The 21,384-nt window shown below is 72.6% G+C and carries 16 protein-coding genes; 11 read left to right on the top strand and 5 right to left on the bottom strand.

All coding sequences use genetic code 11. The annotated features are described in order from the left end of the window. Positions 1-79 precede the first annotated feature (79 nt). The 3 genes from BHU15_RS15155 to BHU15_RS15145 form a co-directional block, all read right to left on the bottom strand. On the bottom strand, positions 80-1,321 hold the full coding sequence (locus BHU15_RS15155; protein ID WP_069627666.1) for a beta-ketoacyl-[acyl-carrier-protein] synthase family protein: 1,242 nt from the start codon (positions 1,319-1,321) through the stop codon (positions 80-82). Beyond that, positions 1,318-1,587, bottom strand: coding sequence for an acyl carrier protein (locus BHU15_RS15150; protein ID WP_069627665.1), 270 nt, complete (start codon positions 1,585-1,587; stop codon positions 1,318-1,320). Before BHU15_RS15150 ends, BHU15_RS15155 begins: the two co-directional genes overlap by 4 nt. Before the next feature lie 108 nt (positions 1,588-1,695). Next, positions 1,696-2,703 carry a beta-ketoacyl-ACP synthase III gene (locus tag BHU15_RS15145; protein WP_069627664.1) on the bottom strand — a complete coding sequence of 336 codons (1,008 nt, stop codon included), beginning with the start codon at positions 2,701-2,703 and terminating at the stop codon, positions 1,696-1,698. Between the two features lie 531 nt (positions 2,704-3,234). Between BHU15_RS15145 and BHU15_RS15140 the strand changes: the two genes are divergently transcribed. The 10 genes from BHU15_RS15140 to BHU15_RS15095 all read left to right on the top strand — a co-directional run bounded on the left by BHU15_RS15140 (position 3,235) and on the right by BHU15_RS15095 (position 17,948). Further along, entirely contained in the window at positions 3,235-4,164 is a 930-nt protein-coding gene (locus tag BHU15_RS15140) for a hypothetical protein (RefSeq protein WP_069627663.1), read from the top strand. Further along, on the top strand, positions 4,161-5,165 hold the full coding sequence (locus BHU15_RS15135; RefSeq protein ID WP_069627662.1) for an NAD-dependent epimerase/dehydratase family protein: 1,005 nt from the start codon (positions 4,161-4,163) through the stop codon (positions 5,163-5,165). The genes BHU15_RS15140 and BHU15_RS15135 overlap by 4 nt, the downstream gene beginning before the upstream one ends. Continuing rightward, entirely contained in the window at positions 5,165-7,096 is a 1,932-nt protein-coding gene (locus BHU15_RS15130) for a fatty acyl-AMP ligase (RefSeq protein ID WP_069627661.1), read from the top strand. Before BHU15_RS15135 ends, BHU15_RS15130 begins: the two co-directional genes overlap by 1 nt. Then, on the top strand, positions 7,093-7,377 hold the full coding sequence (locus tag BHU15_RS15125; protein WP_023538080.1) for an acyl carrier protein: 285 nt from the start codon (positions 7,093-7,095) through the stop codon (positions 7,375-7,377). The genes BHU15_RS15130 and BHU15_RS15125 overlap by 4 nt, the downstream gene beginning before the upstream one ends. Further along, on the top strand, positions 7,374-10,667 hold the full coding sequence (locus tag BHU15_RS15120; RefSeq protein ID WP_069627660.1) for a type I polyketide synthase: 3,294 nt from the start codon (positions 7,374-7,376) through the stop codon (positions 10,665-10,667). Before BHU15_RS15125 ends, BHU15_RS15120 begins: the two co-directional genes overlap by 4 nt. Positions 10,668-10,674: 7 nt before the next feature. Further along, a complete protein-coding gene (locus tag BHU15_RS15115; RefSeq protein WP_079128152.1) occupies positions 10,675-13,416 on the top strand; it encodes an aminotransferase class III-fold pyridoxal phosphate-dependent enzyme in 2,742 nt (913 codons plus the stop codon). Further along, the gene (locus BHU15_RS15110) at positions 13,416-13,961 is read left to right on the top strand and encodes an Rv1443c family protein (RefSeq protein ID WP_069627659.1); all 546 of its coding nucleotides are present in this window, start codon (positions 13,416-13,418) and stop codon (positions 13,959-13,961) included. The genes BHU15_RS15115 and BHU15_RS15110 overlap by 1 nt, the downstream gene beginning before the upstream one ends. Then, positions 13,954-15,123 (top strand): fatty acid desaturase family protein, encoded by a 1,170-nt coding sequence (locus BHU15_RS15105; protein ID WP_069627658.1) that lies wholly within the window; start codon positions 13,954-13,956, stop codon positions 15,121-15,123. Before BHU15_RS15110 ends, BHU15_RS15105 begins: the two co-directional genes overlap by 8 nt. Beyond that, positions 15,120-16,499: a cytochrome P450 gene (locus tag BHU15_RS15100; protein ID WP_069627657.1), complete on the top strand. Its 1,380-nt coding sequence runs from the start codon at positions 15,120-15,122 to the stop codon at positions 16,497-16,499. The genes BHU15_RS15105 and BHU15_RS15100 overlap by 4 nt, the downstream gene beginning before the upstream one ends. 192 nt (positions 16,500-16,691) lie before the next feature. Next, positions 16,692-17,948 carry an FAD-dependent monooxygenase gene (locus tag BHU15_RS15095; RefSeq protein WP_171908372.1) on the top strand — a complete coding sequence of 419 codons (1,257 nt, stop codon included), beginning with the start codon at positions 16,692-16,694 and terminating at the stop codon, positions 17,946-17,948. Positions 17,949-18,034: 86 nt separating this feature from the next. Here BHU15_RS15095 and BHU15_RS15090 read toward each other — a convergent pair whose 3' ends face one another. Further along, positions 18,035-18,835, bottom strand: a complete 801-nt coding sequence (locus tag BHU15_RS15090; protein WP_069627656.1) for an AraC family transcriptional regulator — start codon at positions 18,833-18,835, stop codon at positions 18,035-18,037. A gap of 170 nt (positions 18,836-19,005) precedes the next feature. Between BHU15_RS15090 and BHU15_RS15085 the strand changes: the two genes are divergently transcribed. Further along, the gene (locus tag BHU15_RS15085; RefSeq protein WP_069627655.1) at positions 19,006-20,460 is read left to right on the top strand and encodes an MFS transporter; all 1,455 of its coding nucleotides are present in this window, start codon (positions 19,006-19,008) and stop codon (positions 20,458-20,460) included. Here BHU15_RS15085 and BHU15_RS15080 read toward each other — a convergent pair. Beyond that, on the bottom strand, positions 20,390-21,340 hold the full coding sequence (locus BHU15_RS15080) for a helix-turn-helix domain-containing protein (protein WP_069627654.1): 951 nt from the start codon (positions 21,338-21,340) through the stop codon (positions 20,390-20,392). The genes BHU15_RS15085 and BHU15_RS15080 overlap by 71 nt on opposite strands. Positions 21,341-21,384 lie beyond the last annotated feature (44 nt).

Genomic DNA, 21,384 nt, shown 5'->3' with positions numbered 1-21,384 from the left:
GGAACGCGCCGGACACGGCGAAGGGCCCGGTCACCGGAGGAGATCCGGTGGCCGGGCCCTGGCGCGCGCCCGCGCCCACTCACGCGCTGGTCAGCGCGACCACCGCGTTCTGGCCGCCGAACCCGAAGGAGTGGCTGACCACCGTGCTCATCGGCAGGGAACGGGCCTTGTCCGCGACCACGTCCACCTCCATCCCCGCGTCGATCTCCGTGAGATTGGCCGTCGGAGGCACGAGCTGGTGGTGCAGCGAGAGCACCCCTACCGCGGCCTCGATGGCTCCGGACGCCCCGAGGCAGTGCCCCGTCACGCCCTTGACCGAGGTCACCGCCGGGTGGCGTTCACCCAGCACCCGGCGGATCATCGCCGACTCGACGGCGTCGTTGAGCGGCGTCGACGTGCCGTGCGCGTTGACGTGGTCGACATCGTCCGGGCCGAGATCCGCGTCGGCCAGCGCCGCGCGCAGGGCGCTCTCGGCGCCCCTGCCCTCGGGGTCCGGCCGGGTCGCGTGACCGGCGTCGGCCGACGCCCCGTACCCGCTGAGATACGCGTACGGAACCGCTCCCCGCGCCGCGGCGTGCTCCGGCCTCTCCAGCACCAGCACCGCCGCGCCCTCCGCCAGGACGAAGCCGTCCCGGTGCCGGTCGAACGGCCGGGACGCGCCGGCGGGATCGTCGGACCGCTTCGACAGCGCGCCCATCTTGGCGAAGGCTGCGGCGACCAGTGGACTGATCGCGGCCTCCGTCCCGCCCGCCACGACGATGTCGCACATGTTCGACCGCAGCAGATCACGTGCGGCGCCGAGCGCGGTGGTCCCGGAGGCACACGCGGTCGCGGTCGCGAAGTTGGGCCCCCGCGCACCGTGCGCGGCGGCCAGATGGCCGGCGGTCATGTTGACCGCCGACATCGGGATGAGCAGCGGGGAGACACTGTCCGGACCCAGCTCGCGGAGCCGGTCCGCCTCGCGCTGCCACGTCGTGACACCGCCCAGCGCGGTGCCGAGGACGACGCCGACCCGCGCGCCGTCCCACTCCGCCGGATCGAGCCCGGCCTGCGCCAGTGCCTCCGCCGTGGCGGCCATCGCCAGCTGCGTCGTACGGTCCAGCCGCCAGGTCTGCCTGCGTCCCAGCACGGCCTCGCCGTCGAACGCGTCGGCCCGGCAGGCGAAGGAGACCGGCAGACCCGCCAGTTCCGGTGCCTCGGCGGCCGTCGGCCGCCCGGCCAGGATGCCCTCCCAGCTGCTGCGCGTGTCGGGACCGGCGGCGGTCACCATGCCGAGGCCGGTGACCGCCGCCCGGAACGGACCGCCGCCCGTCACCGTCATCCGGCCTGCCCCTGCGAACGAAGCTTGGCCGCCATCAGCTCGGCCACCTGGTCGACGGTGTTCTCGGCGCCGAACTCCTCCTCGTTGACCGGTACTCCGAAGACCTCCTGGAGCGCGATGGAGAACTCCACGAGGGCGAGCGAGTCGAGTTCCATGGCGTCGAAGGTCGCTTCGGGGGCGACCGACTCCGGTTCCAGACCGAAGCGCTGGGAGAGGAGCGAGACCATCTGCTCGCGTACCGACTGGAGTTGTACGGGTGTCGTCATGACGCTTCCTGCTTTCATCGGGAGTTGCTCGTCGGGAGGGTTGTACGTAGGGAGAGTCGGCCGCCGCGCGTGAGCCGGCCGGGGAACGGCCGGCCCGGCACGTTCCGTTCAGCCGGCCATGGGGGTGACGTCGGGCCAGGTCAGCGCCGCGGCGCCCCAGGTGGCCCCACCGCCGAACGCGGTGAGCAGTACGCGGTCGCCCGGCCGGAGCCGTCCGGAGCCCGCCGCGTCGGCGAGTGCGAGCGGTATCGAGGCGGCGGCGGTGTTGCCCAGCCGCTCGATGTTGCTCGCGCAGCGCTCGACGGGCAGACCGAGCCGGTCGGCCACCGCCTGGATGATGCGGGCGTTGGCCTGGTGGGGCACGAGGCAGTCGATGTCCGAGGGGTCCCAGCCGGCCGACTCCGCGGCCGTACGCGACGCCTCGGACATCCGGTCGACCGCGTGCCGGAAGACGGTCTTGCCGCGCATGGTGAAGTAGCGCCCCTCGCCCGGTACTTCACCGGGCGGGAAGGGGCTGCGGGAGCCGCCGCCCGCCACGAGGATCGCGTCCCTGAGCGTGCCGTCGCTGCCCAGGTTCACCGAGGAGACGGCGCCGTCCTCGGCCGGGCTCCCGGCCCGCAGGACCACCGCGCCCGCCCCGTCGCCGAAGATGGCCCGCGTGGCGCGGTCGTTGGGATCGAGAATGGTCGAGTAGGTGTCGGCGCCGATGAGCAGGACGCGTTCCGCCGTCCCGGCCCGGATGAAGCTGGACGCGCAGGCGAGGCCGTAGAGGAATCCGCTGCACACGGCCGACAGGTCCCAGGCCGGTACACCGGTCAGTCCCAGCCGCTGCGCCACGTCGGGCGCGGTGGCCGGGCAGCGGTGGTCGGGCGTCGTCGTGGCGAGGACGACCATGTCGACCGAGGCGTCCCCGGCCGATTTGAGCGCGCCCTCACCGGCGGCGCGGGCGAGATCTCCCGTGGCCGTTCCGGGGTCGGCGATCCGCCGTTCGCGGATTCCGGTTCGGGTGCTTATCCATTCGTCGGACGTGTCCAGCTCGGCTGCCAGATCGTCATTCGTCACCACGCGACTCGGTAAGGAAGTTCCTATTCCGCATATTACGGGAGCCGGCTGCATGAGAAGCCGCCTTTCTTGCCTTGTCGGAAGACAGTCCGCACTGCCCGATTTCAGACTGCGCAATTCCATCGGGCCGCAACGGCGGCTGACCGTAGCACCTCGTTCGGCGGCGATGCAACGGGGAATCCATTTGCCCAGTTATTGAAAACGACTCCCATGTCACCGGTCGTTAATGAATCTGACTTTCATATGCACGCCGCTGACCTGCGCATTTAGTGAACCTCGCCTCTCGGAGGGTCGCCGGCCCCGCATTTTGTTGAGTGGATCTCGATCAGCCTGTTTGAATCGCAACAGTGTTTGAGCCCCGAGGCAGCCGTAAAGGAAGACGTCTTGGTTACCGTGCATCCCGTACGTGGCCGACGCATGACGGAGGATTTTCTCCGCTTGCCGTTACGGCTTCACCGCGAGGACCCGAAATGGGTCGCCCCATTGACCTCCGACATGCGCCGGTTTGTAAATCCCCGGAGAAATCCATATTTCCGTGAGGCGCAGATCGACCACTTCGTCGCCCGCGACGCGAGGGGCCGGACCGTGGGGCGGATCTCCGCCAGCGTCGACCCGGCGCACGTCGAGCGGTTCGGCCGGCACGGCTACTTCGGCTGGTTCGAGAGCGTCGACGACCCCGAGGTCGCCGACGCGCTGCTCGACGCCGCCGGGACATGGGTGCGCGAGCGCGACATGGTGCGACTGACGGGCCCTCACTCCTACTGCTCCACGCAGGAGTTCGGTCTGCTGACGGGCGGCTTCGACAGCCGCCCGGCCGCCTTCCAGAGCCACAACCCGCCCTACTACCTGGACCTGTTGTCCGCCGCCGGCTTCACCCCGGACTTCCGGACCGACACCTTCAGCTACTTCGCCGACCGCGACGCCGACCAGCTGGCCAGGCTCGTCCGGCGCGGCGCGGCCGTCGTCGACCAACAGGGCCTGCGTGTCCGCTCTTTGGAGCCCGCCCGCTGGGAGCGGGAGATCGACCTGATCCACGACCTGCTGAGCGCGTCCTTCGCCACCAACCACGACATGGTGCCGATGAGCCGGGCCGTGCTCGGCTTCCAGACCGACGAGATCAGACCGTTCCTCGACCCCCGGCTCGTGCGCTTCGTCGAACTCGACGGCGAACCCGTGGGATTCAGCATGCTGATGGCGGACGCCAACGAGGTCCTGGCGGCCACCCACGGCCGCGCCGGCCCCGGATTCCTGATCCGCTACCCGTGGCTCAAGCGCCGCGTCGGCGCCGCGCTGGTGCTGCTCATCGGCGTACGGCCGGAGGTCGCCGGCCGGGGCATCGGGCGCGTACTGGCCGGTGAGATCGCCCGGGTCGGACTCGGCGAAGTGCCGCCGTACCGGGCCGTCCACACCACCTGGGTGCATGAACACAACTGGCAGAGCCGCGCCTACATGGGCCTCACCGACGCCAGCCCCGCACGTTCCTACGCCATCTACGGAAAGGCGCTGACCCCGTGAGCCGCATTCTGATCACCGGCGCCTCCGGAAGCCTCGGATCGGCCTTCGCACGGGACCGTATCGACGCCGGTGACGACGTCGTCGCCCTGCTCAAGCCCGGTGAGGGCCCCGGAGGTCTGGTGCGGCACGCCGGGCGGTACGAGACCCGGTACGCGGACATCCGGGACCCGCGGGGGCTGCGCGAGGCCGTGCGCGGCATCGACGAGATCTACCACTTCGCCGGCGTCGCCGTGACCCTCAACCGGCTGCACTCCGTGATGGAGGAGATCAACGTACGCGGCGTGGGCAACATCGTCCGCGCCGCCGGCGAAGAGGGCGTGCGCCGCGTCGTACACGCCTCGTCCATCTCGGCGATCGGCTACCCGCCCCGCGGGGAGCTGGCCGACGAGGACTTCGACGTCGTCCGGACCGTCACCCGCAACAGCTACATGCTGACCAAGCGGGCCGGCGAGCGGGAGGCGCTGCGCGCGGCCGAGGAGAGCGGCGCCGAGGTCGTGTTCGTCAACCTGGGCGCGGTCATCGCCCCGTACAGCCACCCGCGTTACGGCTGGGCCATGCTCGTGGACACCGCGCGGCGCGGCAAGCTGATCGGCTATCCGCCGGGCGGCGTGTCCATGTGCGCCGTCGAGGACATGCTGCACGGCATGCGGGCGGCCATGACCAAGGGCCGACCGGGCCGCCGCTACATCGTCTCGTCGGCGAACCTCACCTACCGCGAACTGTGCGCCCAGATCTGCCGCGCCGTCGGCTCCCGTGAGCCCCGCTTCGCCGTGCCCGGTCCGCTGATCCGCGCCGCCGGACGGCTGGGCGCCGTGCTCGGCGTCTTCAGCCGGGACCCGATGAGATCCCCCTTCGTGGTGCCGGAGAACACCGCCCTCATGGTCAACCACCTGTACTACGACACCACCCGCGCCCAGAACGAACTCGGCCTGCGCCACACGCCGTTGCACGAATCCATCGTCGCCGTCGACCGATGGCTCGCAGAGGGGCCCGCACACTGATGCCGCACGACACGCGCCACCTGCCCGACACACCCGGACTGCCCGACCCGCACCAGCTGCCCGACCCGCGCGAGGTGCCGACACTCGCGCACGCCCTCGCCGCGCACGCGGCCGCGATGCCCGACCGGGCGGCCGTCACCTACCGGGGCAGCACCGGCGAGCCCCGCACCCACACCTACGCCGGGCTGCACCTGCGCGCGAGCGTTCTCGGCGCCGCCCTGGCGCCGCTGCCCGGCGACGGCCACGACCGGCCCTTCGTCCTGATCGCGCTGCCCAACGGGCTCGACTACGTCGCGTCGTTCTTCGCCTGCCTCATGGCGGACGCCGTCGCGGTCACCTTCCACCCGCCGGCCCTGTCCACCGCCCGCGCGGGCGACAAGTACGACCAGCGGGCCCTGGCGATCCTCCAGGACTGCCGGCCGGCCGCCGTCCTCGCCGAGCGCGCGCTGCACGAGCGGCTGCGGACCCTGGCCGAGCGGGCGGGGCTTCGGCCGCCCCTGCTGCTCGACCCGACGACGTACGGGACGGAACGCTCCCCGGCCGGTGCCGCTTCGCCGCCCACCCCCCTGCCCGCGCCCCTGGGGCGGCCCGAGAGCCTGGCGCTGCTCCAGTACACCTCGGGCTCCACCTCGGAGCCGAAGGGCGTGATGGTCTCGAACGCCAACCTCGTCCACAACTCGGCCGGCCTGGCCAGGAACCTGGGCTCCGGCCCCGGACAGACCGCCGTCGGATGGCTGCCGCTCTTCCACGACATGGGCCTCATCGGGATGATCTGCCACCCGCTCTGGGCCGGTATGAGCGTACGCATGAGCACCCCCGCCGCCTTCCTGCGCGACCCGGCCTCCTGGCTCCACGAGATCTCGCAGTCCCGCGCCACGATCACCATCGCGCCCGACTTCGGCTACGCCACCGCCGCGCGCAAAGTCGCCGAGAAGCGCCGCGCCGGACTCGACCTGTCCTGTCTGCGGCACGCGCTCAGCGGCGCCGAGCCCGTACGCCCGCGCACCATCGAGGACTTCACCGAGGCGTACGCGCCCTGGGGGCTGGAGCCCCGCGCGATGATGCCGGTCTACGGGCTCGCCGAGGCGACGCTCTGTGTGAGCTGCGTCGACCGGCAGGCCGAGCCCGCGCTGACCGAGGCGTCCCAACAGGCCCTGCGCGAAGGCCGGGTGAGCAGCCCCGGGAATCACGGCGCGGGGGAGAGCGGCGGCGACCGGGCACTGACCCTGGTCGGCTGCGGGCGGAGCTTCACCGACGACACCGAGGTCGCCGTCGTCGATCCCGACGCGCAGGTCCACCTGCCGGACGGCGAGGTGGGCGAGATCTGGGTCAGCGGGCCCAGCGTCGCCGGCGGCTACTGGAACCGGCCCGGCTCGACCGACGCGACCTTCGGCGCGGCCGTACAGGGCTCGGACCGGCGCTATCTGCGTACCGGGGACCTCGGCGTCATGCACGGCGGCCAGTTGCACATCGTCGGCCGCCGCAAGGACGTCATCGTCCACAACGGCGTCAACCACCACCCCCAGGACCTGGAGGCGACCGTCGAGACCGCCCACGCCGCGGTCGGCCGGGTCGCCGCCGTCGGGGTGCCGGTCGACGGCGTCGTGGGCGCCGAGGAGCTGGTGCTGCTGGTCGAACTCGCCGACTACGGGCGTGACCGGGACCACGACGCGGTCCTCACCGCCGTACGCCGCGCGGTCACCGAGTCGCACGGCATCGCGGTCAGGGCGGTCGAGCTGCTCAAGCCCGGCGCCGTGCCACGGACGACCAGCGGAAAGGTACGGCGCCGGGAGGCGGCCAGACGCTGGGCCACGGCCGGGTTCAACCCGCTAGCCGGCTGGCCGGGGAGCGCGGTGGCCCCGCACTCGCCCCAGCAGACGCAACCGCAGACCCAACCGCAGTCACTGGCGCTGGAGAAGGGACACGTGTGAACACCGAACGGGGAATCGTGAACGAGCGGAACGGCGGTCGCCACACCGAGGCGCACATCGCCGCGGTCATGGAAGAGGCGATAGTCGCCGACCTGGAACTTCCCCCGGGGACCCGCGTCGACCCCGACGCCGCCTTCAGCGACCTCGGGCTGGACTCCGCCGGAGTCGTCGCCGTGTCGGGACGCGTCTCCGACGCCCTGGGGCGCGAGGTGCCGCCCGAGTCGTTCTTCGGCCACGCCACCGTGACCGAACTGGCCCGTCATCTCGCGGCCACGTCATGACCGCTGCCACCGGCGGCGGGCCGGACAACGACGCGTTGATCAGTGAACTGCGCCGGGAGATCGCCGAGTTGCGCTCCCGTACCCCCGACCCCGGCGAGCCCGTCGCCGTCGTCGGCTCCGCGTGCCGGCTGCCGGGCGGCGCCGACACCCCCGACGCGCTCTGGGATTCGCTGCGCGCCGGCCGCGACCTGGTCCGGCCGCTGACCGGCGAGCGCTGGAGCGGCGTCGACTTCGACGGCCTCGACGACCCGGCCTTCGGCCGTATCCCACGCCACGCCGCGCTGCTGGACGGAGTCGACGGCTTCGACTCCGGGTTCTTCGGCATCTCGTCCGCCGAGGCCGACCTCATGGACCCGCAGCAGCGCCTCACCCTCGAAGCGGTCTGGGAGTGCGCGGAGCGGGCCGGCTGGACACCGGACGAGATGCGCCGCACGCCCACCGGGATCTTCCTGGGCGTCGGCCACCAGGACTATCTGCTCACCGCGCTCGCCGCGGGCGACGGAATCGGCAGCAGGCTGGCCACCGGCACCGCGCGCAACATGATCGCCAACCGTGTCTCGTACGAACTCGGCCTGCGCGGCCCCAGCATCGCCGTCGACACCGCCTGCTCCTCCTCCCTCGTGGCCCTGCACCTGGCCTGCCAGAGTCTGCGTACGGGCGAGAGCAGGCGCGCCGTCGCCGGCGGCGTCAGCCTGATCCTCTCGCCCCTGTCGTCCACGCTGACCGGGCGCGCCCTGCCGATGGCACCGGACGGCCGCTGCAAGGCGTTCGCCGCCGACGCGGACGGCATGGTCCGCGGCGAGGGCCTCGGTGTGGTGGCCCTCAAACGGCTGTCCGACGCCCTCGCCGACGGCGACCCGATCGAGGCCGTCATCCTCGCCACCACCACCAACCAGGACGGCCGCACCAACGGACTCACCGCCCCCTCCCCGGTCGCCCAGTCCCTGCTCCTGTCCGGAGCGCTCAAGACCTCGGGTCTCGCGCCGTCCGACATCACGTTCGTGGAGACGCACGGCACCGGTACGCCGCTGGGCGACCCGATCGAGTTCTCGGCGCTGCGCGACGTCTACGGCGCCACCGCCGAGGACCCCATCTGCTGGCTCGGCTCGGTCAAGGCCAACCTGGGGCACCTGGAGTTCGCCGCCGGCATCGCCTCCGTACTGAAGACGCTGGGCGCCCTGAAGCACGGCACCGTACCCCCGCAGATCAACATCGACGCGCTCAACCCGCGCATCGACCTGACGGGGCAGCGGTTCGCGATCGCCCGCCAGGAGGAGTCCTGGACCGACTCCGCACGGCGGTACGCGGCGGTCAGCTCCTTCGGCTTCGGCGGCACCAACGCCCACGCCATCCTCGCCCACCCGGACGCCGTCCCCGCCGTACGCGAAGCCCGGACGGCGGCCGAGGCCGCGCGCGGCCACGCTCCGGACACCGGGGGACCGGCCGTCCTGATGCCGCTGTCCGCGCGCTCGCCCGAGGCACTGGCCGCGCACGTCGACCGCACCGCCCGCGCCCTGGAAGGGGCCCCGGCCGCCGCGCTGACGGCCGCCGCCTCGATCGCCGCGCGCCGCCGTGCCCACCACCCCGTACGGGTCGCCGTCACGGCCGAGCTGGCGGAGGACCTGCCCGCCGCGGTGCGCCGGGCCGGGGAACGGCTGGCGACGACCCCGCCACACCGGGCGGGCCGGCCCAGGCTCGCGTTCGTCTACTCGGGACAGTCCGGCCAGTGGCCCCGTATGGGCATGCGACTGGCCGACCGCGACCCCCTCGTGGCCGGTGAACTCGCCCGCTGGGACGAGGCGATCACCCGCGCCGGCGGCCCGCCGCTCCTGGAGACACTGCGCGGCCCCGACTCGGCCCGCGCGCTCAAGGACACCCGCTTCGCCCAGATCGGCATCGTCGCCCTCCAACTCGCCGTCACCGCACGGCTGCGCGCCTGGGGGCTGACCCCGGACGCGGTGACGGGCCACAGCGTCGGGGAGGTGGCGGCGGCCGTCGCCGCCGGCTCCCTCGGCCGTACGGAGGCCGTCCAGGTGCTCCTCGCCCGCGGCGAGGCGCTGCACCGGCACGCCACCGGCGGCGCCATGCTCGCCGTACGGGCCGGGGCCCCCGAGGTCCAGGCGCTGCTCGACCGCCTGACGGAACGCGACGCGTCGCTCGCCACCGTCGGCATCGCGGCGCTCAACGCGCCGGGGACCGTCGTACTGTCGGGCCCCGCGTCGCGGCTGGCCGCCGTACAGGCGCTGCTGCCCCCCTGGCGCACCACCGCGCTGGAGACCGACTACGCCTTCCACAGCCCCGGTCTGGGGCCGGCCGCCGAGGAGATCCGAAGCGCGCTCGGCGGCCTCCGTACGAAGGCCGAGGGCATCGCGCTGTTCTCGACCACGACCGGCGGCCGGGTCGACGGCCGGTCCCTGGACGCGGAGCACTGGGCGGCGAACGCGGCGCGTCCCGTGCTCTTCACCGAGGCCGTGGACACCCTCTTCGACGCGGGCGTGACGTCGTTCGTCGAGATCGGACCGCACCCCGCCCTCACCTCGCACCTGCGGCGAGCCCTGCGCGACCGCGGAGTGGACGGCGTCGCCGTGTCGACGCTGCGCGGTGAACGCCACGAGGCGGCCTGCCTCTGGAAGGCCGCCGGCGACCTGTGGGAGGCCGGCTGCGACGTCAACTGGGAAGCCCTGCACCCCGGTCCGCCGGACACCTTCCCGCTGCCTACCTATCCCTGGCAGCGGCGCGCGCACTGGATCCCCGGCACCCGATCGCCCGCCGGCACCGGCGGGCCACCACAGACCGCGGTCGCGGAGAGTCCCCCGGGGCAGGCCTCGCCCTTCTCCGCGACCGCACCATCCTCCCCGGCCGCCGCGCACGACGACCCCGGGGCCGCCCACGCCCACGAAGCCCACGCGCACGAAGCCCACGCCCACGAAGCCCACGGCGACGACCCCGGGGCGAGGGTGCTCGCCCTCCTCCTGGAGACCGTGGCCGAGGCCATGGAGGTCGACCCCGGCGCGCTGAGCGTCGACCACCCGACCCGTGACTTCGACGTCGACTCCGTCGTCTTCGTCGAACTCAAGAGCCGGCTGGAGAACGAACTCGGCACGGCGATCCCCCTGACGGCGCTGACCGAGGGCGCCAGCCTCCGGGAGATCGCCCGCAGGCTCGCCCTGCCCGAGCGCCGGCTCACGTCCAACGACGAGGCACGCGCCGCCCTGGAACGCATCGACGAGCTGTCCGAGGCCGAAGTGGCCGAACTGCTGAGCACTCTTGAGAACCGCGAAGAATGGTGACGACACCGTGGACGAGAACGTGATGGACACGCAGTACGACTCCGGGGCGCCGCACAAGGACGCCGCCCCCGGCCACGGGGACGACAGGCGGGCCGAGTTGCGCCGCCGTCTCGAAGGACTCGCGGCCCGCGACACCACCGCCGACCGCTACCGGCGGCACGTCAACCCGTACATCGCCCGGACCCTCGACGGGCTCGGCCTCGACATCACCTATGTGCGCGGCTCGGGCACGTCCCTCTACGACGCCGACGGCAACGCGTATCTCGACTTCGCCGGCGCCTACGGAGCCCTGCCCTTCGGGCACAACCCGCCCCGTGTCTGGGAGGCTGTCGCCGACCTGCGCGAGTCGGCCGAACCGAGCCTGACGCAGCCCTCCGTGCAGGGCGCGGCGGCACTGCTCGCCGAGCGGCTGGTCGAGGCCGCCCCGCCCGGTCTCACCCAGGCGTGGTTCTGCAACAGCGGCGCGGAGGCGGTCGAGGCGGCCATCAAGATCGCCCGCGCCGCCACCGGACGCCACCGCGTCGTCGCCACCAGCGACTCCTTCCACGGCAAGACACTCGGCGCGCTGTCCGCGACCGGACGCCCGCGCTACCAGGAGCCGTTCGGCGCACCCGTCTCCGGCTTCGGGCACGTCCCGTTCAACGACGTCGGGGCGCTGACCGAGCTGTTCGCCGAGGACGGCGGGAACATCGCCGCGTTCTTGGTGGAGACGGTCCAGGGCGAGGGCGGCATCCACCTCGCGTCCCACGAGTTCCTGCTGGCCGCGCGGGAGCTGTGCACCCGGTACGGGGCGCGCCTGGTGATCGACGAGGTGCAGACCGGACTCGGCCGTACGGGACGGCTGTTCGGGTGCGAGCACAGCGGGGTCGTCCCGGACATCATGCCGCTGGCCAAGGCGCTCGGCGGTGGCATGGTGCCCATCGGCGCCGTGCTCTTCGGCGAGTCCTCGCTCAGCGAGGACTTCGGCCTGCGGCACACGTCGACCTTCGGCGGCAACGCGTTCTGCTCCCGGGTCGGACTCCGGTCGCTCGAACTGCTCACCGAGAACGGCCAGGCCCTGGTGCGTGAGGTGGCCGACCGGGCCGACCTGCTCCGCAAGGGCCTTGAGGAGGTCCGTGCCGCGCATCCGCGCCTGGTGACCGACGTCCGGGGCCAAGGGCTGCTGATGGGCGTGGAGTTGACGACCGATCCGGACGTCTTCCCGCACCAGGGACTCTTCCGCTCGCTGGCCGGCCAGGAGGGTCTCGCCGGGTTCCTCTGCGGCTATCTGCTGCGCAACGAGGGCATCCGGCTGGCGCCCACGTACTTCTCCAACAGCGTCCTGCGGGTCGAGCCGCCGCTCACGGTCTCCGAGGACGAGTGCCGGACGCTCGTGGAGGCACTGCACCGCGGGCTGGAACTCATCGAGGCGGGGGACAGCGCGCGCTTCTTCCGTCATCTGCTGCCCGCGGGTGTCATCTCGAAGGCACCGGACGCGGACGCGCGGGTGGCCACCGGCGAGCGTCCGCCCGTCGAGCACCCCGTCGCCCCTCGCGAGGGCGAGCCCCGCTGGGCCTTCGTGGCGCACCCCACCGACCTGGCCAGTTACGCGAGTTACGACAACAGGCTCGGTCTGCCCGGCGATCAGGTACGCGTCCTCTTCGACCGGATGAACCAGTGCCGCAACGTCGACACCCCCGCCGCCATGTTCGTCGGCTCGTGCCGCGTCGTGACGGACGGCGGCCAGACCTCGTACGGCGAGATCTTCGCCCTTCCCTACGGCGCCAGGCGGTTGCTCGACATGCCCGCCGAGCAGGCCACCGAACTGGTGCAGCAGGCCGTGGACGAGGCGGTACGGCGCGGGGCGCAGCTCGTCGGTCTCGGCGCGTACACCTCCGTGGTGACCGCCAACGCCGCCGCCCTCGACGACCGCGGGGTGCCGATCACCACCGGCAACGCCTACACGGTCGCCGCCGGGGTCGACGGTCTGCAACAGGCCGCGCACCGCCAGGGGACCGACCTCGCCAACGCGGGGGCGGTGGTCCTGGGCGCGGCCGGCGCCATCGGCCGGGCCTCCAGCCTGCTGCTCGCCGAGCGGGTGGGCCGGCTGGTCCTGGTCGGCAATCCCGCCCACCCCGAGCGCAGCGAACAGCGTCTGGCCGCCGTCGCCGAGGACGTTGCCGCCCATCTCGTGGGCCTGGGCGGCGAGTCGGCGTCGGGGAGCGAGGAGTCCGGGTACGGCGCGCTCGCCCGAGCCGCGCTGCGGCTGGCGAAGGACGGCGCGGACGCCGTGGACGCCGCCGGGATCGCGCGCCAACTCGCCGCGGACGGGCTGCTGACGACCTCGCTCTCCGCCGAAGACGCCCTGCCCGGCGGCGAGTTGATCCTCGCCGCCACCTCCACCCCCGACCAGATCGTCCGCCCCGACCTGCTGCGCCGCAACGCCGCCGTGTGCGACGTGTCGCAGCCCCCGAACGTCGGCGACGACGTACGGAGGAAGCGCCCCGACGTCATGGTGGTCGCGGGCGGCCTGATCCGGATGCCGGGCGACCGCGACACCGGTCTCGACTTCGGGCTGCCGTACGGCGTCACGTACGCCTGCACCGCCGAGACGATGATCGCCGCCCACCGCCTGGACGACCCGGTCGTCAGCCAGGGCGAGCGCCTCTCCGGACAGCTCGTCCGCACCCTGCGCGACGACGCCGCGCGCCTCGGCTTCCGCCTCCACCTGCCCGAGCGCCGTACCGACACCGTGGACGGAGCCGCCTGATGGCCACCGCCGGACCGCCCGCCGACGAGAAGAAGTGGGACCGGGTCGTACGCACCTCCGTCCTCCCCGGAGTCGACCCCCAGGCCCTGTGGACCGATGTGACGAGCATGGGCGGCGTCAACGCCGAACTGCTGCCGTACATGCGCATGACCCTGCCGAGGGAGCTGCGCCGCGACCCGTCCATCCGCGACGTGCCGCTCGGGTCGTCGCTCGGCAAGTCGTGGATCTTCCTCGGCGGCGTCCTGCCGATCGACTTCGACGAGATCACCATCGCCGAACGGGAGGAGGGCCGCCGATTCCTGGAACGGTCGACCACCTCCTGCACCAAGGTCTGGGAACACGAGCGGACCGTCGAGGCCGCGCCGGGCGGTACGCGCATCACCGACCGGCTCTCCTATGTCGTACGGCCGCACATGCGGCCCATGCGTGTCCCCTTCCACCGCATGATGGGCGCGCTGTTCACCCACCGGCACCGCAGGCTCGTCCGCAACTACGCCCAGCAGGGCGTCTCTTCGAGCACCGAGGGAGGCCGGCGGCATGGCTGAGCGCCAACGACAGGGGCCCGGGCCGGCCGCGCCCGCGATCGTCTGGGAACCCGAGGTCCAGCGGGCCATGCGGGACTTCTCGGTACGCGAGGCCCACCAGAGCCTGAACGGCCTGTTCAAACCCCGCCTCGCGGTCTACTGGGCGGACTTCCTGTGCTCGTACGTGGTCGCCGTCGCCTCGTTCTGGGCGGTGGGCCCCCTCGGCGGCCTCACCGTCGGAGGCGCCGCCGCGTTCGTGGTCTCGGTCCTCGCCGTCTTCCGCTGCTTCGCCTTCATCCACGAGATCGCCCACTTCCGCGCGAAGCGCTCCTTCAACCGCTTCCGCAACGGCTGGAACATCATCTTCGGCATCCCGATGCTGGTGCCGGTGTTCATGTACGACTGTCACGGCGAGCACCACAACCGGCGCTTCTACGGCACCGGGGAGGACGCGGAGTATCTGCCGCTCGCCCGGATGTCCCTCTGGAGCAGCGTCCAGCTGCTCGTCCTGCCGCTGATGCTGCCGCTCTTCGGCCCGTACCGGTTCGGGGTCGTCACCCCGGTCTCCTGGTTCGTCCCCCGCGTGCGCACCTACCTCTACCGGAACCTCTCCTCGCTGAAGATCGACCTGGAGTACGAGGGCCGGCTCCCCAAGCCCGAGGAGAAGCTCAACTGGCGCCTCCAGGAAGCCGCTTGCCTGCTCTGGATGGGGGCCGTCGCCGCGCTGGTCGCCACCGGGACCGTCTCGCTCGGCCGCGTCTGGCAGTGGTGCGCGCTCTTCGCCGCCGTGGCCGTACTCAACTCCGCCCGGCTGCTCGCCGCCCACCGCTACGTGGGCAACGAGGAGGAGATGTCCGTGGTCGAGCAGATGATGGACACCGTCAACCACCCGCGCAACCGTCCGCTCGCCGAGCTGTGGGCCCCGGTCGGGCTGCGGCTGCACGCGCTGCACCATCTGATGCCCGGACTGCCGTACCACAACTACCAGTTGGCGCACGACCGTCTGGTGAGCGCGCTGCCCCCGGACTCGGCCTACCGGCTCACCGAGAGCCCCGGCCTGTTCGCGTCCCTGGGCCGGCTGGTGCGCGAGTCCCGCGCACACCAGAAGGCAGGCACCCTCCTCCCCGCCAGGGCCGCGAAGCCCGCGCGGGGTGTCCCGAGCGATGAAAGGGCCGTCCGATGACCGCCAGTACCGCCTCCGCGGCGAGCACGACCGCCGCCCAGCCGCCGCCGCTGGCCCCCGGCGCCTCGCTTCTCCTCGGCCACGCGCGGGAACTCCAGCGGGACACCATCACGGCGCTCGCCGGGCTGTCGGCCGACGCCCCCGACGGAGTGGCCGGCTTCCGGATCGGCCCCGGCCGGGCCGTCGTCGTCTCCACGGCCGCGACCGTGCGCGAGGTCCTCATCGAGCGGGCCGCCGACTACGGCCGGGGCAAGCGGCAGACCAGGGCGCTGGAGCCGCTGATGGGGCAGGGGCTGCTGGTCAGCGAGGGCGAGACACACGCGCGGCAGCGCCGTATCGTCCTGCCGCATCTCTCGCCCCGCCAGGTGCCCAAGCACGCGGACACGATCGTCGCCGAGGCGGAGCGCTTCGTGTCCCGCTGGGCGGAGCCGGCCGAGGTCGACCTGGTCGCCGAGATGAACTCCCTGACGATGGACATCGTCACCCAGCTCCTCTTCAGCGCCTCGTCGCGGGACAACCGCGCACTGGCCCGCGCGATCACCGAGGCGTTCGAGTGGGAGATGCACGCCATCACCAGCGTGGTGGGGCTGCCGCTGTGGGTCCCCACGCCCAGGAACCGCCGCGCCCGCCGCAACATCGCCCTGATCCGGCGCTGGATCGCCGAGTTCATCACCGAACGGCGGGCCTCGCCCGACCGGGAGGAGACGGTCGACCTGCTGACCGACCTGATGAACACCCGGTACGAGGACGGCAGCGGCATGCCGGACGCCCTGCTCCTCGACGAGGCGCTGACCGCGTGGGGCGCCTCCCAGGAGACGTCGGCCGACGCGCAGGCCTGGACGCTCTACCTGCTCGCCACCCACGACGCGGTGCGCGAACGCGTCCTCGACGAGGTGGACTCGGTCCTCGGCCGCCGCACGGTCACCTTCGAGGACCTGACTCTGCTCCCGTACTGCATGCAGGTCTTCAAGGAGGCCATGCGGCTCTACCCGCCGGCGTCGATGATCCCCCGGCAGGCGGTCAGGGACACGACCGTGGGCAACTACACGATCAAGGCGGGCACGATGGTCTTCATCAACGCCTACAGCCTGCACCGGCGGGCCGAGGTGTTCGAGGACCCGGAGAGGTTCGACCCGGACCGCTTCGCACGCGCGCGTGAGAAGGCCCTGCCCAAGAGCGCCTATCTGCCGTTCGGTACGGGCGGGAACGTCTGCCCCGGCAGCCATCTCGCCATGATGGAGGGCCACTTGCTGACCGCCGTGATGGCGCAGCGACTGCGCGTCGACCTGCTGCCCGGCCAGGAGATCCGCCCCCAGCTGCTGGTGAATCTGCGGCCGAGCCCGGGGGTACGGGCGCGGGTGGTCCTCCGGGACTGAGATGCCCGCCCGCGCTCCCGCAAGCCCGACTCGCCTGTCGTGGCCGGAAGTTGTCGGCCAAAGTGGGGGAAAGGCGGTGTCCGAAAAAGGACGGTCACACCGCCGGACGGGAGCCCCCGCCTACCATCTGGCCATGCTCACCACCCCTCAGCCTCGGTCACCGAGGCGCCGGACAAAGGCAGGGCCGCATTCGTGAACGTCACCATCGTGGGCGGGGGCATAGCCGGGCTCACCTGTGCCCTGAGTCTGCACGCCGCCGGGTTCCGGCCGAGGGTGTGTGAGGCGGCGCGGACCATCGAGGCGGTGGGCGTGGGAATCAACCTGCTGCCGCACGCCGTCCGGGAACTCGCGGAGCTGGGCCTGGCCGACGAGCTGGCCGCCATCGCGCTGCCGCCCCAGCGGCTGAGGTACTACGACCGGGCGGGCGAACCGGTGTGGGAGGAGCCGCTGGGACTCGCGGCCGGCTACCACTGGCCGCAGTACTCCGTCCACCGCGGCCGGCTGCACCTGCTGCTGCTGGCCGCGGTGCGCGAGCGACTGGGGCCGGACGCGGTCCGTACCGGCCTGCGCTTCCAGCGCTTCGAGCAGACGGCGGACGGCGTCCGGGCCCACTTCCTGGACCGGACGAGCGGCGCGGAGACGGCCGAGGACGCCGACCTGCTCATCGGGTCCGACGGCATCGACTCCGCCGTCCGCGCCCAACTCCACCCGGACGAGGGCCCGTCCAACTGGAACGGCGTCCACATGTGGCGCGGAGTGGCGCCGTATCCGCACATACTCGACGGCCGTTCGATCGTGGTGGCCGGCGGCACCCCCGGCGCGAAGTTCGTCGCCTATCCGATCGAGGACCCGGCGATCGAGGGCGGCGAAGCCCTGATGAACTGGGTGCTGGAGGTACGGCACGAGCGCCCCGCCGCCCCGCTGGACCGCTCGAACCGCCGCATCGCACCGGCGGAGGCCCTCGCAGGCCTGGCGGACTGGAGCCTGCCCTGGATCGACCTGGTGAAGCTTGTCGAGCACTCCTCGGCGATCTTCGAGTACCCCATGCTCGACCGCGACCCGCTGCCCTCCTGGACCTCCGGACGGGTCACCCTCCTCGGCGACGCCGCGCACCCCATGTTCCCGATGGGCATGAACGGCGGATCGCAGTCCGTCATCGACACCCGCGTACTGGCCTGGTGCCTGGCCGGCGACCCCGATCCGCTGGCGGCCCTGCGCCGCTACGAGCAACTGCGGCGCCCCACCGTCAACGCCGTCGTCCTGCGCAACCGGGAACTGGGCCCCGAGGAGATCATCGCCCGGGCCGCGGACCACGGCGGAGCCCTGCCGGCCGACGAGGCGCTGAGGATGGCCGACGGCTACCGGACACTGGCCCAGGCCACGGCGGAGCAGGTCAACACCCATGAGTCCTGGTCGGTTTCACGAGACACGGCGGACCCGGTGCTGTGAGAACCATGACCAGGGAGATCTGCGCGGAACGAGGCGTCGACGTCGTCCTTCGGTGAGGTGACGGCCGGTCCGACGGGCACCGGCCGTCATCCGTCGGCGGCGCCCGTGGCGGGCGCCTCGAACGAGGCGTCGCCGTGCAGGTAGCGCCCCGGGGACGTGCCGACGACGCGGCGGAACGCCGCCAGGAAGGCGCTCGGCGTCGCGTAGCCCACCGTGTGCGCGACCCGGGAGACCGGGTGGCCCTCGGCGAGGAGGGGGAGGGCGGCGCGCAGGCGGGCATGGGTGCGCCAGCGGTCGAAGTTCATGCCGGTGTCGTGGACGAACAGGCGGCTCAGGGTGCGCCGGCTCACGCCCACGGCCCGGGCGTGCGCGTCGAGGCCACGGGAGTCGGACGGATCGGCCAACAGCGCGTCGGCCACGGCCCGTACGCGGTCGTCCGACGGATCCGGCACATCGATGGGCGTGGCGGGCAGCGGGTGCAGCAGGTCCGGTACGAGCGCCTCGGCCCGCAGCCGAGCGGCGTCGGGGAGGTTCTCGCGGCCGAGGTGGGTGATGAGGTGGGCCAGCAGCCCGTCGACCGCGACCGCCGTCGGTTCGGTCCAGTCCAGATCGCACCGGTCCGGTTCGAAGTACAGGCTGCACAGCACCGCGTCACGGGTCGCGCCGGTCCGGTGGACGACCCCCGCGGGCAGCCACAGCGCCCGTGTCCGCGGCAGCACCCAGTAGGCGTCACCGACCGCGACGCCGAGGACCCCGCGCCGCGCCCAGGCCAGCTGGTGCTGCGGGTGGCTGTGCGGGACGAACCACTGCCCGGACGCCAGCGGGAGGTTCCCGACGACGATCGCGCCCACTCCGGCGGGGACGGCCCCCACGACGGCATCGGTCATACCCCCCAGGGTATGTCCTCTGGCGTGTCCTCAACGCGATACGACCTGGCCCCGTAGCGGCTGGCAGCCAACTCGGCCGGTGCATAGCGTCGTTGCATGCCGATCAGCCAGCCGCGCCCCGGGCGCCGCCACCGTTCGTACCGTCCGCCCACCAGGACGGGGCGCCCGGCATGACGTCGCCGACAACCGCCGCCACCACCAAGGCCGTCGGGCGCAGGGGACCGGCCCTGGTGGTGCTCTGCTTCGTACAGTTCATGCTCGTCCTGGACGACAACGTGGTGAGCGTCGCGCTCCCCACCCTGCGCGACGACCTCGGCTTCAGCACCGCCGGCCTGGCCTGGGTCGTCAACGCCTACTTCCTCGCCTTCGGCGGGCTGTTGCTGCTGTTCGGCCGCATGGCCGACCTGCTGGGCCGCAGACGTGTCTTCCTGACCGGTGTGGCGCTGTTCGGTACGGCGAGCCTCGTCTGCGGGCTCGCGCAGGAGCCGTGGCAACTCGTCGGCGGGCGTTTCGTCCAGGGCGCGGGAGCGGCCATGGCCAGCCCTGCCGCGCTGGCACTGATCGCGCTCCTGTTCCCCGGCACCGAGGAACGCGCCAAGGCGTTCGGCCTCTGGGGCGGCATCGCGGGTCTCGGCGGAACGGCCGGCCTGGTGATCTCCGGCGCGCTGACCGGCCTCGCGTCCTGGCGCTGGATCTTCCTGATCAACCTGCCGGTGGCCCTCGCCGCCCTGGTGCTGCTCCCGCGCCTGGTCCCCGAGAGCCGGGCCGAGCGCGCGGTACGCCTCGACGTACCCGGTGCGGTTCTCGGCACCGGCGCCCTGGTGGCCCTGGTCTACGGACTGCTGCGGACCGGGGAGACGGGCTGGGGGGACACCGCCGCCGCCGGGCCGTTGGTGCTGGCCGTGTTCCTCGCCGTCGCCTTCCTCGTGGTCGAGTCACGGACCACCGAGCCACTGGTGCCGCTGTCGTTCCTGTCCTTCCGCTTCCGCGCGGTCGCCAACGGCGCGACCCTGCTGTTCTCGGCCGCCATGTACGCGATGGCCTTCCTGCTGATGCTGCACCTGCAGACCGTGCTCGGCTACCGCCCCCTCGCGGCCGGCCTCGCCTATCTGCCGTACGGCGGCGGCATCCTGGCGGGCATGTGGCTGTCCTCCCGGGCGGTGATCAGGCTGGGCATGCGCCCGACCCTCGTCACCGGGTTCCTGACCAGCGCGGCCGGACTCCTGCTGCTGTCCGGGGTGGCGCCGAGCGACGGTTACGCCTCCGGGGTGCTGCCCGGCATGCTCCTCACGAGCCTCGGATGCGGACTGAGCCTGCCGGCCCTGACCGTCGCCGCGCTCACGGGCACCACCGAGGAGGACGCCGGACTCGGCTCGGCCGTCCTCAGCTCCGGACAGCAGATCGGCGGGGCGGTGGGAGTGGCGGTGCTCGTCGCCCTGGCCACGCGCCGCAGCGAGGCCCTGGCCGCCCGGGGCGACGCCGCGCACGCCGCGACGGAGGGTTTCTCGCTCGCTCTCACCGTCACCGCCGTTCTGCTCGCGATCGGCGCCGTCCTCATAGCCGCCCTGCTGGGGAGCGGAAGGTCCGGCGATAGCTGTCCGGAGGCACCCCGACCGCGCGGTTGAAGTGGCGGCGCAGGGTCGCGGCCGTGCCCATGCCGGTGGCCGACGCGATGGCGTCGACCGTGTCGTCGGTGGTTTCCAGCAACTCCTGGGCGCGGCGGATCCGTTGGGTCAGCAGCCAGCGCAGCGGGGTGGTGCCGGCCACCGACCGGAAGTGGCGGCCCAGGTTGCGTGAGCTCATCCGCGCCTGGCGGGCCAGGTCCTCAACACTCAGCGGGTGGTCGAGCCGTTCGAGCACCCAGGGGAACAGCGCGGCCAGCGGGTGGTCGGTCCTGGCGGGCAGCGGTGTGGTGACGAACTGGGCCTGGCCGCCGTCCCGGTGGGGTGGCACGACCAGGCGCCGGGCGACGGTGTTGGCGATCGACGAGCCGTGGTCGAGGCGTACCAGATGCAGGCACAGGTCCAGCGCGGCGGCCTTGCCGGCGGAGGTGAGCACGCTGCCGTTGTCCACGTACAGCACGTCCGGGTCGACGCTCACCCGTGGGTGGCGGTCCGTCAGGAGATCGGTGTGCGCCCAGTGCGTCGTCGCGCGTCTGCCGTCCAGCAGGCCGGCGGCGGCCAGTACGAACGCGCCCGTGCACAGGGAGGCCACGCGCGCGCCCGCCTCGTGGGCCGAGCGCACCGCGTCGACCAGGTCGGCGGGCGGGTCCACGTCCACGTCGGCCCAGCCGGGGACGATGACCGTGTCGGCGTACCGCAGCCGGTCGAGACCGTGGTCGGGCTCCAGCAGGAACCGGCCGACCCGCACGGGGGAGGGACCGCAGACGCTGAGGCGGTACCAGGGAGTGGTGACGGCGTCAGGTGCGGAGCCGAAGATCTCGTACGCCACGGACAGTTCGAAATGCAGCATTCCGTCGGTGACGGCCAGCGCGACAGTGTCCATGTCCGGAACTGTACGGGGCGTGGCGTTCCGGACACTCGTCCACG

The sequence above is a fragment of the Streptomyces niveus genome (assembly GCF_001723055.1).
GTDB classification, from domain to species: domain Bacteria; phylum Actinomycetota; class Actinomycetes; order Streptomycetales; family Streptomycetaceae; genus Streptomyces; species Streptomyces niveus.
This window is presented reverse-complemented; position numbering and strand designations above follow the sequence as displayed.

Bases quoted from the DNA above. Each gene is read 5' to 3' on its own strand.
- BHU15_RS15155 (WP_069627666.1), bottom strand. From the start codon at position 1,321: ATGACGGTGACGGGCGGCGGTCCGTTCCGGGCGGCGGTCACCGGCCTC.
- BHU15_RS15150 (WP_069627665.1), bottom strand. From the start codon at position 1,587: ATGACGACACCCGTACAACTCCAGTCGGTACGCGAGCAGATGGTCTCG.
- BHU15_RS15145 (WP_069627664.1), bottom strand. From the start codon at position 2,703: ATGCAGCCGGCTCCCGTAATATGCGGAATAGGAACTTCCTTACCGAGT.
- BHU15_RS15130 (WP_069627661.1), top strand. From the start codon at position 5,165: ATGCCGCACGACACGCGCCACCTGCCCGACACACCCGGACTGCCCGAC.
- BHU15_RS15120 (WP_069627660.1), top strand. From the start codon at position 7,374: ATGACCGCTGCCACCGGCGGCGGGCCGGACAACGACGCGTTGATCAGT.
- BHU15_RS15110 (WP_069627659.1), top strand. From the start codon at position 13,416: ATGGCCACCGCCGGACCGCCCGCCGACGAGAAGAAGTGGGACCGGGTC.
- BHU15_RS15105 (WP_069627658.1), top strand. From the start codon at position 13,954: ATGGCTGAGCGCCAACGACAGGGGCCCGGGCCGGCCGCGCCCGCGATC.
- BHU15_RS15100 (WP_069627657.1), top strand. From the start codon at position 15,120: ATGACCGCCAGTACCGCCTCCGCGGCGAGCACGACCGCCGCCCAGCCG.
- BHU15_RS15090 (WP_069627656.1), bottom strand. From the start codon at position 18,835: ATGACCGATGCCGTCGTGGGGGCCGTCCCCGCCGGAGTGGGCGCGATC.
- BHU15_RS15085 (WP_069627655.1), top strand. From the start codon at position 19,006: ATGACGTCGCCGACAACCGCCGCCACCACCAAGGCCGTCGGGCGCAGG.
- BHU15_RS15080 (WP_069627654.1), bottom strand. From the start codon at position 21,340: ATGGACACTGTCGCGCTGGCCGTCACCGACGGAATGCTGCATTTCGAA.